Source organism: Aurantimonas sp. A3-2-R12 (assembly GCF_036016755.1).
Lineage (GTDB): Bacteria > Pseudomonadota > Alphaproteobacteria > Rhizobiales > Rhizobiaceae > Aurantimonas > Aurantimonas coralicida_A.
In genome coordinates this window covers 1-15284 of sequence record NZ_JAYXIH010000003.1, presented here as the reverse complement: position 1 = coordinate 15284, position 15284 = coordinate 1, and the positions used below count along the sequence as shown (strand labels likewise).

The following is a 15284-nucleotide window of genomic DNA, read 5'->3' as shown; positions in this document are numbered from 1 at the left end:
GCTGCTCTCCGTATGAGGGAGTCGGGACGGCGCGTCGCGAATGCGAGGTGGCGACAGGCGAGGGATGGAGTACGCGCCGCGGATGACGGGTATCGAGGCAACGACAGGATTTTTGGCGCTTGCCCTGCCGTTCATCGCCGCGGCTTTGGCTCCGATCCTCACCCGTCTTTTCAAGCAGCACGCCTGCTGGCCGCTGGCACTCGCCCCGGCACTCGCCTTCCTGTTCTTCCTGCAGGCGCTGCCGGCCGTCGCCGACGGCAACGTACTGCTGTTCGGGTTCGACTGGATCCCATCGTTCGACGTGCGGTTTTCCTTCCGGATCGACGGCCTGTCCTCGACCTTCGCGCTCCTGATCACCGGCATCGGCACGCTGATCGTGCTCTATTCCGGCGGTTATTTGGCCGGCCATAAGGACCAGGGCCGCTTTTTCTCATTCATCCTGATGTTCATGGGGGCGATGCTGGGGCTCGTCGTGGCCGACGATCTCATCACCCTGTTCGTCTATTGGGAACTGACGTCGATCACCTCGTTCCTGTTGATCGGCTTCGATCACCATCGCGAGGCGGCGCGGCGCGGCGCGATTCAGGCGCTGGTGATCACTGGCGGCGGCGGGCTGGCGCTGCTCGCCGGCCTGATCGTGATCCGGGAGTTGCTCGGCCTGTCCTCGATGAGTGAGGTGCTCGCCGCCGGCGACGCGTTGCGCGACAGCGCTTTCTACGTGCCGATCCTGATTCTCGTGCTCGCCGGCGCCTTCACCAAATCGGCGCAGATGCCGTTCCACGTCTGGCTGCCCAACGCCATGGAAGCCCCGACGCCGGTCTCGGCCTATCTGCATTCGGCGACGATGGTGAAGGCAGGCGTCTATCTGTTGCTGCGCTTCCATCCGGCCTTGGGCGATACCGCGCTGTGGACGACGATCCTGCCGCTATTCGGGTCGGTGACGCTGGTCGTCGGGGCGCTGCTGGCGATCCGCGCCAGCGACATCAAGATCACGCTCGCCTATACGACCGTTGCCTCGCTCGGCCTTCTGGTCATGCTGATCGGCGTCGGCACCGAGGCCGCGATCACCGGCGCGGTGCTCTATCTGATCGCCCATTCGCTGTTCAAGGGCGGCCTGTTCATGGTCGCCGGATCGATCGACCACGGGGCGCACACGCGCGAGATCGACCGTCTCGGCGGGCTCGGCCGGGCGATGCCGGTCACCTTCACTGCGGCGATGCTCTGCGCTTTGTCGATGGGCGGGATCACGCCCTTCGTCGGCTTCCTCGCCAAGGAAGAGATCTATGCGGCGCTCGAACAGGGCGACCCCTGGCACATCGCGCTGATGATCGCGGCGATCGCGGGCAACGCGCTGATGTTCGCGGCCGCCTTCGTCGTGGCGCTGAAGCCGTTCGTCGGCCGGATGCCGGAGACGATCCATCATCCTCACGAGGGGGCTCCGACGATCTGGCTCGGTCCCCTGACCCTCGGCGTCCTCGGTCTCCTCGGCGCGCTGTTCTATGGTGCCTATCACGCCAATTTCTCCAGCCCGATGGCCTCGGCCGCGCTGGGTGAGCCGGTCGCGATCGAGATCGGCTGGGTGCCGCATCTGAACCTTGCCTTCATGCTGTCGCTGCTGACCATCGCGCTCGGCATCACGCTGTATGTTTTCGCGGCGCAGCTCCGCTCCGGCCTGGCAAATCTTCTCGCCGCGATCGGCTGGGGTCCGGACAAGGGGTTCGACCAGGCGATGCGGGGGCTTTTGCGCGGGGCCTTCGCGATCACCAATTTCCTGCAATCGGGCCGTCTCGACATCTATATGACGGTCACCGTCGTGCTGATCATCGCGGCGCTGTTCGGGCCGATGATCTATATGGACGCCTTTCCGGCCATGCCGGACTTCCCCACTCTGGCCTTCTACGAGTGGACCGTCCTCGGGCTCGTGGTCCTCGGCATCTTTGCCGTTGTCATCGCCAAGAACCGCTTGACCGCCATCGTCTCTCTGGGCATTCAGGGCTTCGCTGTGGCGCTGATCTTCATGCTGCTCGGCGCGCCGGATCTGTCCTTCACGCAATTCATGGTCGAAACGCTGTCGGTGGTCATCCTGGCCCTGGTGATGACCCGGCTACGGCTGTCCGCGGCGGATCACCGGCCGCTGCGCGAGTCCCTGCCGGACGCCGTTCTGGCCATCGCTGGCGGGGCCGGCTTCGGCCTGTTCCTGCTGGCGGTGACCCAGCGCCCCTTCGACGCCTCGCTGTCGGATTTCTTCGAGCGCTACAGCTACACCATCGCCCACGGGCGCAACATCGTGAACGTCATCCTCGTCGACTTCCGCGGCATCGACACGATGGGCGAGATCGCCGTCGTCATGACGGCGGGCCTGGCCATCCTGGCGCTGATCCGCGTTAGGGTCGGGCGTAAGGGCGAGCGCTACCCCGATCCGACGGAGCAGACGCCATGAGGACGGTCATCTTCCGTTTCACCATCCCCTATCTGACGACCTTGATGGTGTTGTTTTCGATCTTCGTGCTGCTGCGCGGGCATAACGAGCCAGGAGGCGGCTTTATCGGCGGGCTGATCGCCGCGTCGGCCTTCGCCATCTACGGCATCGCCTGTGGCGTTGCACCGGTCCGCCGGGCTTTGTATTTCCACCCGATGGCGATCGCGGCCAGTGGCCTGATGATGGCGGTCTTGTCCGGCGTGGCGTCACTCTTCGTCGGCGCCAAGTTCCTGACCGGCCTGTGGGCGTTTCCGGCGATCCTCGGCGGCGATGTCGGCCTGTCGACGCCGCTGTTCTTCGACATCGGCGTCTATCTCGTCGTCGTCGGAGCGATCAGTTCCATCGCCCTGGCCCTCGAAGAGAGGGAGAGCGACTGATGGAAACCGCGCTCAGCTTCGTCGTCGCCTGCCTGTTCGGCACATCGCTCTATCTGCTCTTGTCGAAGCACATCATCCGCATGCTGCTCGGCGTCGTCCTGCTCGGCAACGGCGTCAATCTGTTGATCTTCACCGCCGGGCGCATCGGACCGATCGCGCCGCCGATCATCCCGGATGATCTCAAGATACCGGAAAGCGCGATCGCCAACCCGCTGCCGCAGGCGCTGATCCTGACCGCGATCGTGATCTCCTTCTCCTTCTTCTCCTTCCTGCTGGTGCTGGCCTATCGCGCCTATCAGGATCTCAATACCGACAACACCGACGAGATGCGCCTCGCCGAACCCAAGGACCAGGGGCTGCCGCCCCTCGGCTACTGACCATGGCTATCGGAAACATCGAGGTCCTCAAGGCCGAAGCCATGGTGAAGGGTGCGGTCGCGGCGTCCGACTATCTTGTTGTGCTGCCGGTCGTCACCTGCTTCATTTTCGGAGCCGGCCTCCTGATGCTGAGAAAACGCATCGACTGGCATCCGTGGCTGGCGATCCCCGGCTTCGTGCTTCTCTTCGGCATCGACGTCGCGCTCCTCGTCAAGGTCGCCGCAGAGGGGCCGCAGACGATGATGATGAGCGGCTGGAAACCGCCCTTCGGCATTGCTTTCACGGTCGATCTGATGGGCGCGCTGTTCGTCAGCGTCGCCGGTTTCGTGGCGCTCGCCTGTGCGATCTACGCCGTGGCCTCGATCAGCGCGACGGAACGGCGCTACGGCTTCTATCCGTTTTTGTTCCTGATGATGGGCGGTGTCTCGGGCGCCTTTTTGACCGGCGACATCTTCAACCTCTATGTCTGGTTCGAGGTGCTTCTGATCGGCTCGTTCGGGCTCCTGATCCTCGGCTCCGAGCACGAACAGCTCGACGGCGCGACCAAATACTGCATGCTCAATCTCGTCGGCACGACGCTGTTCCTGATCGCCACCGGCTATCTCTATGGCATCTTCGGCACGCTCAACATGGCCGATATCGCCACAAAGGCCGCCGAGATGCCGGATGACGGCGCGGTCTACACCCTCGCCGTGCTCTATCTGGTGGCGTTTTCGCTGAAGGCCGCGGCGTTTCCGCTCAATTCCTGGCTGCCCGCTTCTTACCACACGCCGCGCTTCGTGGTGTCGGCGCTGTTCGCCGGGCTTTTGACCAAGGTCGGCGTCTACGCGATGATCCGCGTGCTGCTGATGCTGTTTCCGCCGGAGCGGGCCGGCCTCGCATCGGTAATCGCCTGGATCGCGGGGTTGACCATGCTCGTCGGGGCACTCGGCGCGCTGGCGCAGACCGATCTCCGGCGGCTTCTGAACTACGTCGTCATCGCCGGCATCGGCACGATTCTCGCGGGGCTGGCGGTGCCCTCGATGACTGCTGTTTCCAGCGCTCTTTCGGTGGTCGAGCCTGCGCCGGCGGCTGCGGTGCTTCAGACCGGGCTGTCCGGCTCGATCTATTACGCCCTTCACTCGATCGTCGTCATGACCGGACTTTATCTGGCGGCCGGAACCGCGGCGTATCTGGCCGGCTCGTCATCGCTGGCGGAGATGGGCGGACTGTGGCACCGCCACCCGCTGTTCGCCGCGTTGGTGTTGATGCTCCTGTTCGCGGTGTCCGGCCTGCCGCCCTTTTCCGGTTTCTGGCCGAAGGTCGCACTGGTCCGCGCCACGATCACCGCCGACATGCCTTGGCTGGCGGCCACCATCCTTCTGTCCGGCTTCCTGCTGACCATCGCCAGCGCGCGTGTCTTCGCGCTGGCCTTCTGGCGACCGCTGCCGGCGATCCAGTCGGCGGCCAGCGAGAGCGAGGCCGCGCGCATCGAAGCCGAGACGTTCCAGGCGCCCGGGCCGGGCAGGGCGCTGTCGCTGGTCCCGATGCTCGGGCTCATCAGCTTCGTCATCGCCGCCGGCGTCTGGCCGGAGTGGCTGGCGCGGCTGACCGACGGCGCGGCGGCGGGCGTCATCGATCCCGCGGCCTATCTCTCCTCGGTCTTCGGAGGCGGATCGTGAGGCTCTCGCTCTTCAACCTCATCCTGGCACTGATCTGGGTCATCATCTCGGGCTCGTTCACCCTGCTCAACCTCGTCTTCGGCTTCGTGCTGGGCGCGGCGGCGCTGTATCTGATCCGCGAGCAGGTCGGCACCGTCGGCTATGTCGGCCGGGCCGGCCGCATCCTCACGCTGTTCCTGCTGTTCGTCTATGAACTGCTGATGTCCGCCTGGCGGGTGGCCGTGCTGGTGCTGACACCGAAGCCCGACCTCAAGCCCGGCATCTTCGCTTATCCGCTGAAGGTCGACCGCGACTTCGAGATCACGCTCCTGGCCAACATGATCACCCTGACGCCCGGCACCCTGTCCGTCGACGTCTCGGAGGATCGCTCCACCCTCTATGTCCACGCGATCGACTGCTCCGATCCCGAAGCCACGAAGGCGGATATCGCCGGCGGTTTCGAGCGCAAGATCCTGGAGGCGTTTCGATGAGCCTTCACGAATTCGCCCGGTGGTCTCTCGATATTTCGCTCTCTGTCGCCCTGGTGTTACTCAGTGCGGCCTTTCTGATCACCGTGACCCGGATCGTCATGGGGCCGACGCTGCCCGACCGGGTGCTCGGCCTCGACATGCTGACCAGCGTCGCAATCGGCTTCATCGCGGTCATCGGCATCGACACCGGCTTCACACTCTACATCGATATCGCGATCGCCCTCGGCCTCGTCGGCTTTCTCGCGACCGTCGCGTTGGCGCGGTTCATCATGGCGCGGGGCAAGACCGAGGAAGAGCGGGTGGAGCAGTTGCAGGCTGCCGCAAATGCAGCCAGAGCGGGCGAAAAGACATGATCGCGGACATCTCGACCATCATCGCTAGTCTCCTGATCCTTGCCGGCTCCGCTTTCGCTGCCGTTGCCGCGCTCGGCATTCTGCGTTTGCCGGATATCTACACGCGGATGCACGCCGCCTCGAAGGCGGGCTCGGTCGGCTCGGCCATGCTGCTGATCGCCCTCGCAATCACCGCGGACGAGACGCCGGTCGTGCTCAGGGCGCTCGCCGCCGTAGTGTTCTTCCTGTTGACCGCGCCAATCTCGGCCCATCTCCTGGCCAAGGCCTCCTATTCGGTGGGCTATCGGATGTGGGAGGGCTCCGTCCTCGACGAGATGCCTCCTGTCGATCCGACCTTGGGAGTCGCGAAAGCGCCACCGCCGCAAGGCCCGGTCACCAGCGTCGGCGAGAGCCAATGATGCCGCTCGGTCGCTCGACGGATGCCGCCGCGTGACGGCGCTGCTGATCGTCTTTGCGGGCCTCTTCGGCGCGGCCGGAGTGGCCGGCGCCGCCTTGGCCGCCCATGGCGGCGACACACGGCTTGTCGCCATCGCGGCGGCGATCGCGCTGGTTCACGCGCCGGCATTGCTGGCGCTGGCTGTGTTGCGGCCGATGATGCCGCACCTGTCGGCCATTGCGGGGATGCTGACCATCGCCGGAACGCTGTTGTTTTCCGGCGATCTGGCGGCGCGGGTCGTGTGGAGCGAGCGGTTGTTCGCCAATGCCGCGCCGCTCGGAGGTATGATCCTGATCGGGGCGTGGCTGGTGACGGCAATCGCTGGTATCGCTGTGGGAATGGCACGGCAGCGGTCGACGCCGCCGGCACTATGAAATCGAAATTGGAGGAATCCCCATGAATGGTTTCGATCGAGCGCTCTTTGCCCGAAAGACCGTCGTCATCACCGGTGCGGGACGCGGCATTGGCGCGGCGGCCACGCGGGCGTTTCTCGCTGCGGGCGCCGATGTCGTTGCCCATGCGGGACGCAGTCTGGAACATGCGGAAAAGGACTTGCTCGCGAATTTACCGGCAGAGGATCGCAAGCGTTTGACGCTGCTGACCGCCGATCTTGCCGACCCGGAGGGGGGCGAGCGCCTGGCTGAGGCGATCCTCGCCAAAGTCGGCGGCCGGATCGACGTTCTCGTCAACAATGCCGGCACGATGGGCGGCCGGGTGGCGGCGGGAGACGTCGACCGGGCGCAATACGATCACGTCCTCGACTTGAACGTCCGATCCGTCGTGGCGTTGACGACGAAGCTCCTTCCGGCGCTGAAGGCCGCCGAAGCTCCCGCGATCGTCAACACATCGTCGGTCGCGGCGACCATCGGCGGCAGCCCGGGCTCATCGCTCTATTCGGCCTCCAAGGCCTTCATCTCGACTTGGACACGGGCACTCGCCAAGGAACTCGCGCCGGACAACATCCGCGTCAATGCGGTTTCGCCCGGCACGATCATGACCGACTTCCATCGCCGCTATTCGACGCCGGAAAAGCTGGAGGCGACAGCCGCGACGATTCCGATGCAGCGCCTTGGCACCGCCGAGGATTGCGCGCCGGCGTATCTGTTTCTCGCCAGCCCGGAGCTGTCAGGCTACATCACCGGCCAGGTGATCGAGGTCAATGGCGGCCAGTTCATGGGCTGAGGCGGAGCGCCCGCGAGCGCTCCGCCATTTTCCTCGGCCGCCCGGCGGACGCAGCCTAGCCGCCGTGAATCGTCCGGCGGCTTGGGGGCTGGTTCAGCCGAGCGGCTTCCAGCTCTTGCCGCCGTCATTGCTGACGATCACTTCGCTCTGCTGGGTGACAGCGAACAGATTGTCGGGATTGCTCGGATCGGCGGCGAAGTGGATGAGGATACGGTTCCCGAAACGGTCGGTGATCGGCTCCCACTCGCTTGCGGATTTCGCCAGCTTGACCAGACCGGAGCCGACCACGAAGGCGTAGACGGTTCCGTCCGGGGCTGCTTTGACGAAACTCGCCGGCTGTCCGGCAGGCCCGCTCGGCTCCCAGGTCTTGGCGCCATCGCGGCTGACCATTACGCCCTGGCCGGTGGCCGCGTAGACCGTTTTCGGATCTGAGACCGACGCCGCCAAGCCATAGATGTCGGCGGGCGGTGCGCCGACCACCTCCCAGGTCTTGCCGCCATCCGCGCTTGTCTGGATCTCGCCGTAAAGGCCGTAGAGCACGTTCGGATCGGCGGGGCTGACGGTCATGGCGTGGAAGTCGACCGGCCCGTTGACGCCAGGGGAGACCTGTTCCCAGGAACTCGTGCCGTCACGCGATACGAGAAAGCCCGAATTTCCGCCTGTTTTTGGGTGACCGCTCGCGAAGAAGGTGTTCGCGTTGGAGGGATGCGAGGTGAAGCTCATATAGTCGTCTGTGTTGCTCGATACCTTCTCGGCCGTGCCGTCGGGAGAGGTAAGGAACACACCGTCGTGGGTTGCCAGGTAAAGCCGGGACGGGTCGGACAGATTCACGGCAATGCCATGGATATGTGAGACCTCGGCGATTGGCATGCTCTGGGCCTGGCTGCTCGACCAACCGGAGCCTGCCACGGCCACGGCGGCGAGAGCGCCCATGGCGAGGAATGATGTCGTACGGTTTTTCATTGGAGTTCCTATTCGAGTTGCAGGGGGATGAGGTCAGAACAGCGAACGAAACGTCGTCCACCAGGAAGGATCGGCGGGCTTGTCATGCAAATCCCGATCGTTGGTCAGTGCGTTGACGAAGCTGACGAGGTTGACCGGCTGGAAAGCCAGGCCGTGAAAATTTCCTCGCCAAACGCCGTTCTGATCGATGACGTGGGTAACGATGCCGTGGAGCTGAAGGCCATCCTCCGTCACTTTGAATTTGTGACCGAAGGCTTCCGCCAGCTTGCGAGTCTGTTCCGGTCGTTCCGGTCCACTGGTGAGAAACCGCCAGTTTGCCGGATCAAGCCCATGATCATCGCCATAGCTTCGGAGAATATCGGGCGTATCGCGGACCTGATCGGTGGTTACCGTGACGAAAGTCACGCGATCCTTCATGGGGGTGATGTTCACCATCTTCTGCACGCGAGCGATCGTCTCGGCATGAAGAGGGCAAACATCCGGGCACTGCGTATAGACGAAGTTCAGCACCACGACCTGGTTACGAAGATCCTTGAGGCGAACCGTATTTCCTGCCGCGTCCTGAAGCGAAAAGTCGGGAGCGGGCTCGTTTCTCGGCTCAAAATATTGCTCGTTCTCGCCGAGTTGCGCCTGGAGATCGTCCAATGAATGCGCGGTTGCCGCAGGCGGCACGGACATCATGACGAAAAGCCCTGCCGCCAGGGCTTGGCGAAGGATGGATCGCATCTGAGTTTCCTATGTCCGGATCAGGTCGGGCCGACGATCCGAACGGCAACGAAAATCGCGGGCCGTCGGGCGCATCGGGGCGTCGACATCGACCGCCGCGGCTGCGGCGATCGCTTCGTCTTATGCGAAGAGTTTAGGAGGGAAAGGGTCTGGCGCGGCGATGGCGTCGGGCGTCGGCCGCTCGGGCATCCAACCGGGAACTTCTTCCGCCCCCGCCGGCAGACAATCGTCAGCACAAGACAGGACGCCGACGACTAGGCACGGAGAAACGCAGACCGATTTCGCCATGTCATTCGCGCACGTGTCGCATGTATCCGGCGTCGTGGCGCCGCTCGTGACCGTCAGGGCATTGTCCGCCATGTCGCCCGGCGGCATTCCATAGCCGGGCGTTCCCAACGCGAAGGTCAGGAAAAGCGTGAAGACGAGGATCCGACGAAGAGCCGACATGACGCCGATATAGCCCTTCGCGCGCCCGATGCCAACGCACGCCGGATCCGCAGCCACTCCGCCCCTGAATTGGCCGGTCGGCAGCCTCGGCACGGGCGGCGTTCGATGTTGCCGTATCGGCCACCGCGCCCGTCCACCGGTGGACGGCGAATCATCATTGTTCAAGCCCGTCGTCTGCGAGCGAGACAAATGGCAGGCGCACTGCTATGGCCCGGAGCGGGGGAGCATGAAACGATCGAACGGCGGCTCTGCTTGAGGACACGTATCCTTTCGGTTTTGGCGTTTGCCATCGTGACGACCTTGGGTCTCGCGCTGGCTGGCCATGTCTGGAAGGCGAGTGGCGACGCCGATCGTCTGCGCTTTGTGGGCGTCGCGGACGATGCCATGGCGCGGATCTCCGCCCGTCTGCAGATGCATCTGTCGCTGCTGCATGCCACTCACGCCTTTCTCGTCGTCGAGGGTCAGCAGGTCGGGCGGGAAAAATTCTCCCGATTCCTCGACAAGGTTGATCTGACGGAACGGTTCGACGGGATTCAGGGCGTTGGTTTCGCGTTGACCGTCCCGACGCAGGACGACGCGGCCGCCCGCGCAACCCTGAGCAGGAATTACGGTGATGTGGCCGACATCTGGCCCGCGACCGACCAGACCGAGCGTACTCCGATCGTGCTGCTGGAGCCGCAGGACGAACGCAATCGCGCCGCGCTCGGCTATGATATGTTTTCCGACGCAAGTCGCCGCGAAGCCATGCAGCGGGCGGCGAGCACCGGCGAGGCGAGCGCTACCGCTCCGGTCAGCCTGGTTCAGGAGATCGACGAGAACCCTCAGGTCGGCTTTCTGATCTATCTGCCGTTTTTCTCTGAAGCGGCGCAGGCGGCGGGCGCCGTCGGTGAGACACAAGGCTTCGTCTACGCGCCCTTCCGGTTGGGCGATCTGTTTTCCGCCGCGCTTCAGCAAAGCCCGCGCCTACCGGTGCTCGTCGAGGCGTTCGACGGCGAGATGGCGCCAGGATCTCGGATATTCACATCGCGCGTCGATGCCGACGCGAGTCGCAACGAGAAGTTCGCGGTGGTGCGGAATCTCGAAGTTGCGGGTCGCGACTGGATTTTCCGGCTGACTCCCACGGCTGATTTCCAGAGAATCGGCTCGGTCCTTCCCGCGGTTGTCCTTGCGCTCGCGGGATTGTTGCTCGCCGTCCTTCTGGCGCTGCTGACCTTGGCGCAGGCGCGACGGTCCGAAGCGGTCGCGGCACTGCACGCCGAAAGCGAGCGCAATCTCGCCCAGAAGGATCTGATGCTGTCGGAGATGAACCATCGCATCAAGAACTCGATCGCGCGGGTCTTGGCGATTGCTCGCCAGACCGCCCGCGGCGCCAAGGGGGTGGACGATTTTCTGGAGTCCTACGCGGCTCGGCTCGGCGCGATGGCGTCGGCCCAGGAGATATTGACCCGCTCGCAGTGGAAGCGGGCCAAGATTGGCGATCTTTTGGCGGGAGAGCTGCGCCAGGTGTTCGGCGATCGGCTGGAAGCTTGCGATATCAGCGGACCGGACATCGAGGTCAGCGAGACGAAGGCCCAGGCGTTGGGGCTGACCTTCCATGAACTGGCCACCAACGCGCTGAAATATGGTGGCCTCGCTACGTTGCACGGAAGCCTTTCGGTTCGATGGGCGCTCGTGGGCGGTGAGGTGACGATTGACTGGTGCGAATTCGGCATCGCCGAAACTCCGTCGCTGGCGCCGCGAAGCGGCTTCGGGACCCGTCTCATCAACATCAACGTCACCGGCGAACTCGGCGGTACGATCACACGGCGGCCGGGGGCGAATCGGCTCGGCATCCGGATCGCTTTCCCGTGGACGGACGAGGCATTGCGCAAGGCTGAAACGACCGCGTGAGACGGACCTTGCGCGCGGGTGCCGTCGACCGTCGGAAAGCCGGCCGGACGGGCGTGGTTTTTGACCAAACGATAAAAAATTTGACCTTGTGAAAAACTCGGATCATTCTCTTCCTCGATCAGGCTGACCGGGGAGGGCGCCTCTCGCGCGGTCGCCGATGGTGACTGGCTGGAGGGACTGTCCGCGATGAACGAAGCCCGACCGATCCGGCCCGATATCGGCGCGAAGCGCCTTGATGCCGACACGCTGAAAGCGAATTTTTCCGACCTCCACCCGCCGCTCGAGGAGCACGAGGCGGTGGTCGAGGCCGACCGCTGTTACTTTTGCTACGACGCGCCGTGCATGACAGCCTGCCCGACTTCGATCGACATTCCGCTGTTCATTCGCGAGATTCAAGCAGGCAATCCGACTGGCGCGGCCAAGACAATCCTGTCGTCGAACATTCTCGGTGGCATGTGCGCCCGCGTCTGTCCCACCGAGACGCTTTGCGAGGAAGTCTGTGTGCGCGAGATCGCCGAGGGCAAGCCGGTCAAAATTGGGCTCTTGCAGCGCTTCGCCACCGACATTTTGATGGAGAAGAGCGCGCATCCCTTCACCCGCGCCGCCTCCACGGGCAAGCGGATCGCCGTCGTCGGGGCCGGACCGGCGGGCCTGTCCTGCGCCCATCGCCTCGCCATGCACGGCCATGACGTGACGCTCTACGATGCCCGGGAAAAACCCGGCGGTCTCAACGAATACGGCATCGCCGCCTACAAGACGACGCAGGGCTTTGCTCAGCGCGAGGTGGATTTCGTCCTCGATATCGGCGGCATCTCGCTCGAAACCGGCAAGGCGCTCGGCCGCGATATCCATCTCGCCGACCTACGCCGGGACTTCGACGCGGTCTTTCTGGGCCTCGGCCTTGCCGGCGTCAACGCGCTCAGCACCGAGGGCGAGAGCCAAGCGGGTTCGGCCGACGCCGTCGCCTGGATTGCCGAACTCCGCCAGACCACCGATCTCGCCTCGCTGCCGATCGGGCGCCGAGTTGTCGTCATCGGCGGCGGCATGACGGCGATCGACGCGGCCGTGCAAGCCAAGGGCCTCGGCGCCCAGGAGGTGACCATCGCCTATCGTCGGGGCCAAGAAGCCATGAATGCTTCCCGCTACGAGCAGGAGATCGCGCAGACCCGCGGCATTGCGATCCGCTGCAATTTGCAGCCGAAGCGGATTCTGGCTGAGGGCGGCCATGTCACCGGGATCGAGCTGGAGCGGACCCGCACCGAGGACGGCCGGCTGGTGGGGACGGGGGAGACGGTGACGCTCGAAGCCGACCAGGTCTTCAAGGCGATCGGCCAGAGCTTCCTGCCGGATGGTATCGATGGCGAAGGGGGAGGCATCCAGCTCGAGCTCGGCCGCATCAAGGTCGATGCCGACCGGCGCACGTCGCTGCCCGGCGTATGGGCCGGCGGCGACTGCATTTCGGGGGGCGACGACCTGACCGTGGTTGCGGTTGAGGATGGCAAGGTGGCGGCTGAGGCGATCCACCGGACGTTCGTCGGCGCGAAGGCATAGGGAACAAAAGCATGGCTGATCTTCGCACCTCCTTCCTCGGCATTTCCTCGCCCAATCCGTTCTGGCTCGCCTCGGCGCCGCCGACGGACAAGGAATACAACGTCCAGCGCGCCTTCGAGCAGGGCTGGGGCGGCGTCGTGTGGAAGACGCTCGGCGAGGATCCGCCGATCGTCAATGTCAACGGTCCGCGCTATGGCGCTATCTGGGGGCCGGACCGCCGGCTGCTCGGCCTCAACAATATCGAGCTGATCACTGATCGGGCGCTCGACGTCAATCTGGAGGAGATCGCCCGGGTCAAACGCAACTGGCCGGACCGGGCGATGATCGTCTCGCTGATGGTGCCCTGCGAAGAGGCGCCGTGGCGGAAGATCCTGAAACTGGTCGAGGAGACCGGCGCTGACGGGGTGGAGCTGAATTTCGGCTGTCCGCACGGGATGAGCGAGCGCGGCATGGGCGCGGCCGTCGGTCAGGTGCCCGAATATATCGAGATGGTGGCGCGCTGGTGCAAACAGCATTCGACGCTGCCTGTCATTGTCAAGCTGACGCCGAACATCACCGACGTCCGCTTTCCGGCCAGGGCCGCGAAGAAGGGTGGCGCCGACGCGGTTTCGTTGATCAACACGATCTCCTCGATCACCTCGATCGACCTGGATAATTTTGCTCCGACGCCGACAATCGACGGCAAGGGCTCGCATGGCGGCTATTGCGGCCCGGCGGTCAAGCCGATCGCGCTCAACATGGTGGCCGAAATCGCCCGCGACGCCGAGACGCGCGGCCTGCCGATTTCCGGCATCGGCGGCATCACCAACTGGCGCGACGCGGCCGAATTCATCGCGCTCGGTTGCGGCACGGTGCAAGTCTGCACGGCGGCGATGACCTATGGTTTCAAGGTGGTCAAGGAAATGGCGTCGGGCCTGTCCGACTGGATGGATCAGAACGGTTACGCCACGATCGAGGATTTCCGTGGTCGGGCCGTTCCCAACGTCACCGACTGGCAATACCTCAATCTCAACTACGTCACCAAGGCGCGGATCGACCAGGATTTGTGCATCCAGTGCGGTCGCTGCCACATCGCCTGCGAGGATACGTCGCATCAGGCGATCACGGCGATGGTGGACGGCAAGCGGCATTTCGAGGTGATCGACGCCGAATGCGTCGGCTGCAATCTGTGCGTCAATGTCTGCCCGGTCGAGAACTGCATCACCATGGAGCAGATCGCCGGTACCGACCCGCGCACGAAGAAGCCGATCCCGGACGAATACGGCAACTGGACGAACCACCCGAACAATCCGATGGCGAAAGAAACGATGCAGTTCGCACCGAAACCGGTCAATCTTCCCGACGCCGCGGAGTAGACCGAGCTCCCCCGAGTGCGACCAGACTTGCGGCATCAGGCCGCAGGATCGACCGCCGCTCGCTCGCGCGAAATGAGGAAAGTGAAACCGGTCTTCCACCTGCATTGTGCGCTAACTGACGGGAATCGATGGGTTCATGACATCGGATAGCATCGATCGGCTTTCATCGTGATCCAAGTCGCCCAAAAAAATTCGAAAATTGCAATATGTCGCGGCAAATGCTGGCGCCAGCGCTACCCGCAGGTGAAGATAATGAAAAAACAGCGGGATATGCTGACTACGCCGACTGTGGCGTAACCCCCCGGTAACTTGAGCGCTCCATAGTCGCCGCTGTTCGGAAGCTTCCTCTCGGAAGACCGTTCGGGTTTGTTGGAGCGGGCGGAATTATCGCGGTGATGTCGATCAATCTACGACTCCTAGTCGGCAGCTTTATCTTCGCATCCCTGACTCTTGTGTTCGCGGCTTTTTCCTACGATTCGCAATTGGTTTCGCTGGAGCTTGCCCGCAAACTTTATGACGGGGGCTCTGCCCCGCTGAGTCGGCTGGAGATTGCCAAGGAAAAAACCGCGGTGATCCAATTGCGGTTTTCGCCTGCGGCCGACGACAGTAGCGAAAATGACGAGGCCAGACTTCAGGGCAAAAGCGCTGGCGAAATCATGCTTGCCGCTTCATCGATCATGTCGGAGATTCGCCAGGTTCTATCCGCCGACGTGTCCCCGGATTTGCGCAGGGCCGTAGGCGCCTTGCGTTATCCGCTCAGCCGGATCGAGGCCTCCGAAGGAAACCTCTCGCGCGGCGCCGTGCGGCGGGAATTCGCTGCCTTGTGGCTGGGATTGGAGGGCGCTGTGACGGTCGCGCGAGCCGACTTGGCGGAATTGCGAGGGCAGACCTCCGACGCAATCGAAAGCGCTAGAGCATCCGGCGAATAATTTGAATCGACGGGTTCCCATTTGATGTTCGGTTTGATTCTCTGTGAGCAGGAGGTGCTTCATGGGAAAGGCTGTTTCATCAGATTTG

16 protein-coding genes are annotated in these 15284 nt (G+C 63.9%); 13 read left to right on the top strand and 3 right to left on the bottom strand.

All coding sequences use genetic code 11. The features are described 5' to 3' along the window. Window positions 1-82 precede the first annotated feature (82 nt). The 9 genes from VSX60_RS02195 to VSX60_RS02155 are packed head-to-tail and all read left to right on the top strand — an operon-like array spanning window position 83 to window position 7335. A complete protein-coding gene (locus tag VSX60_RS02195; RefSeq protein WP_327622506.1) occupies window positions 83-2440 on the top strand; it encodes a putative monovalent cation/H+ antiporter subunit A in 2358 nt (785 codons plus the stop codon). Then, window positions 2437-2856, top strand: a complete 420-nt coding sequence (locus tag VSX60_RS02190; RefSeq protein WP_206455351.1) for a Na+/H+ antiporter subunit B — start codon at window positions 2437-2439, stop codon at window positions 2854-2856. Before VSX60_RS02195 ends, VSX60_RS02190 begins: the two co-directional genes overlap by 4 nt. Beyond that, complete coding sequence (locus tag VSX60_RS02185) at window positions 2856-3233, top strand: Na+/H+ antiporter subunit C (RefSeq protein WP_327622505.1); 378 nt, start codon at window positions 2856-2858, stop codon at window positions 3231-3233. Before VSX60_RS02190 ends, VSX60_RS02185 begins: the two co-directional genes overlap by 1 nt. Window positions 3234-3235: 2 nt before the next feature. After that, window positions 3236-4894 carry a monovalent cation/H+ antiporter subunit D gene (locus tag VSX60_RS02180; RefSeq protein ID WP_327622504.1) on the top strand — a complete coding sequence of 553 codons (1659 nt, stop codon included), beginning with the start codon at window positions 3236-3238 and terminating at the stop codon, window positions 4892-4894. Then, window positions 4891-5364 (top strand): Na+/H+ antiporter subunit E, encoded by a 474-nt coding sequence (locus VSX60_RS02175; RefSeq protein WP_327622503.1) that lies wholly within the window; start codon window positions 4891-4893, stop codon window positions 5362-5364. The genes VSX60_RS02180 and VSX60_RS02175 overlap by 4 nt, the downstream gene beginning before the upstream one ends. Then, the gene (locus VSX60_RS02170; protein WP_327622502.1) at window positions 5361-5717 is read left to right on the top strand and encodes a cation:proton antiporter; all 357 of its coding nucleotides are present in this window, start codon (window positions 5361-5363) and stop codon (window positions 5715-5717) included. The genes VSX60_RS02175 and VSX60_RS02170 overlap by 4 nt, the downstream gene beginning before the upstream one ends. Continuing rightward, complete coding sequence (gene mnhG / locus VSX60_RS02165; protein WP_327622501.1) at window positions 5714-6115, top strand: monovalent cation/H(+) antiporter subunit G; 402 nt, start codon at window positions 5714-5716, stop codon at window positions 6113-6115. Before VSX60_RS02170 ends, mnhG begins: the two co-directional genes overlap by 4 nt. 31 nt (window positions 6116-6146) lie before the next feature. Next, entirely contained in the window at window positions 6147-6527 is a 381-nt protein-coding gene (locus VSX60_RS02160; protein WP_327622500.1) for a DUF423 domain-containing protein, read from the top strand. Between the two features lie 22 nt (window positions 6528-6549). Then, window positions 6550-7335, top strand: coding sequence for an SDR family NAD(P)-dependent oxidoreductase (locus tag VSX60_RS02155; protein ID WP_327622499.1), 786 nt, complete (start codon window positions 6550-6552; stop codon window positions 7333-7335). A 93-nt stretch (window positions 7336-7428) separates the two neighbouring features. Here the strand turns inward: VSX60_RS02155 and VSX60_RS02150 are convergent, their stop codons facing one another. From VSX60_RS02150 to VSX60_RS02140, 3 genes are all read right to left on the bottom strand, one after another. Further along, on the bottom strand, window positions 7429-8298 hold the full coding sequence (locus tag VSX60_RS02150; protein WP_327622497.1) for a F510_1955 family glycosylhydrolase: 870 nt from the start codon (window positions 8296-8298) through the stop codon (window positions 7429-7431). A gap of 33 nt (window positions 8299-8331) precedes the next feature. Next, window positions 8332-8979 carry an SCO family protein gene (locus VSX60_RS02145; RefSeq protein ID WP_327622495.1) on the bottom strand — a complete coding sequence of 216 codons (648 nt, stop codon included), beginning with the start codon at window positions 8977-8979 and terminating at the stop codon, window positions 8332-8334. Between the two features lie 165 nt (window positions 8980-9144). Continuing rightward, entirely contained in the window at window positions 9145-9528 is a 384-nt protein-coding gene (locus VSX60_RS02140; protein WP_327622494.1) for a hypothetical protein, read from the bottom strand. Between the two features lie 195 nt (window positions 9529-9723). Here VSX60_RS02140 and VSX60_RS02135 point away from each other — a divergent pair, with 195 nt between their 5' ends. From VSX60_RS02135 to VSX60_RS02120, 4 genes are all read left to right on the top strand, one after another. Then, complete coding sequence (locus tag VSX60_RS02135; protein WP_327622493.1) at window positions 9724-11361, top strand: CHASE domain-containing protein; 1638 nt, start codon at window positions 9724-9726, stop codon at window positions 11359-11361. A gap of 186 nt (window positions 11362-11547) precedes the next feature. Beyond that, window positions 11548-12912 (top strand): NAD(P)-dependent oxidoreductase, encoded by a 1365-nt coding sequence (locus VSX60_RS02130; RefSeq protein ID WP_327622492.1) that lies wholly within the window; start codon window positions 11548-11550, stop codon window positions 12910-12912. Window positions 12913-12923: 11 nt separating this feature from the next. Beyond that, window positions 12924-14267, top strand: coding sequence for an NAD-dependent dihydropyrimidine dehydrogenase subunit PreA (preA, locus tag VSX60_RS02125; RefSeq protein WP_327622490.1), 1344 nt, complete (start codon window positions 12924-12926; stop codon window positions 14265-14267). Between the two features lie 395 nt (window positions 14268-14662). Then, window positions 14663-15196: a hypothetical protein gene (locus VSX60_RS02120; RefSeq protein WP_327622488.1), complete on the top strand. Its 534-nt coding sequence runs from the start codon at window positions 14663-14665 to the stop codon at window positions 15194-15196. The last annotated feature ends 88 nt before the right edge of the window (window positions 15197-15284 follow it).

Excerpts from the sequence above, each read along its gene's own strand:
- preA (WP_327622490.1), top strand. The coding sequence starts at position 12,924 with ATGGCTGATCTTCGCACCTCCTTCCTCGGCATTTCCTCGCCCAATCCG.
- VSX60_RS02180 (WP_327622504.1), top strand. The coding sequence starts at position 3,236 with ATGGCTATCGGAAACATCGAGGTCCTCAAGGCCGAAGCCATGGTGAAG.
- VSX60_RS02145 (WP_327622495.1), bottom strand. The coding sequence starts at position 8,979 with ATGATGTCCGTGCCGCCTGCGGCAACCGCGCATTCATTGGACGATCTC.
- mnhG (WP_327622501.1), top strand. The coding sequence starts at position 5,714 with ATGATCGCGGACATCTCGACCATCATCGCTAGTCTCCTGATCCTTGCC.
- VSX60_RS02150 (WP_327622497.1), bottom strand. The coding sequence starts at position 8,298 with ATGAAAAACCGTACGACATCATTCCTCGCCATGGGCGCTCTCGCCGCC.
- VSX60_RS02195 (WP_327622506.1), top strand. The coding sequence starts at position 83 with ATGACGGGTATCGAGGCAACGACAGGATTTTTGGCGCTTGCCCTGCCG.
- VSX60_RS02155 (WP_327622499.1), top strand. The coding sequence starts at position 6,550 with ATGAATGGTTTCGATCGAGCGCTCTTTGCCCGAAAGACCGTCGTCATC.
- VSX60_RS02170 (WP_327622502.1), top strand. The coding sequence starts at position 5,361 with ATGAGCCTTCACGAATTCGCCCGGTGGTCTCTCGATATTTCGCTCTCT.
- VSX60_RS02130 (WP_327622492.1), top strand. The coding sequence starts at position 11,548 with ATGAACGAAGCCCGACCGATCCGGCCCGATATCGGCGCGAAGCGCCTT.
- VSX60_RS02120 (WP_327622488.1), top strand. The coding sequence starts at position 14,663 with ATGTCGATCAATCTACGACTCCTAGTCGGCAGCTTTATCTTCGCATCC.
- VSX60_RS02185 (WP_327622505.1), top strand. The coding sequence starts at position 2,856 with ATGGAAACCGCGCTCAGCTTCGTCGTCGCCTGCCTGTTCGGCACATCG.
- VSX60_RS02190 (WP_206455351.1), top strand. The coding sequence starts at position 2,437 with ATGAGGACGGTCATCTTCCGTTTCACCATCCCCTATCTGACGACCTTG.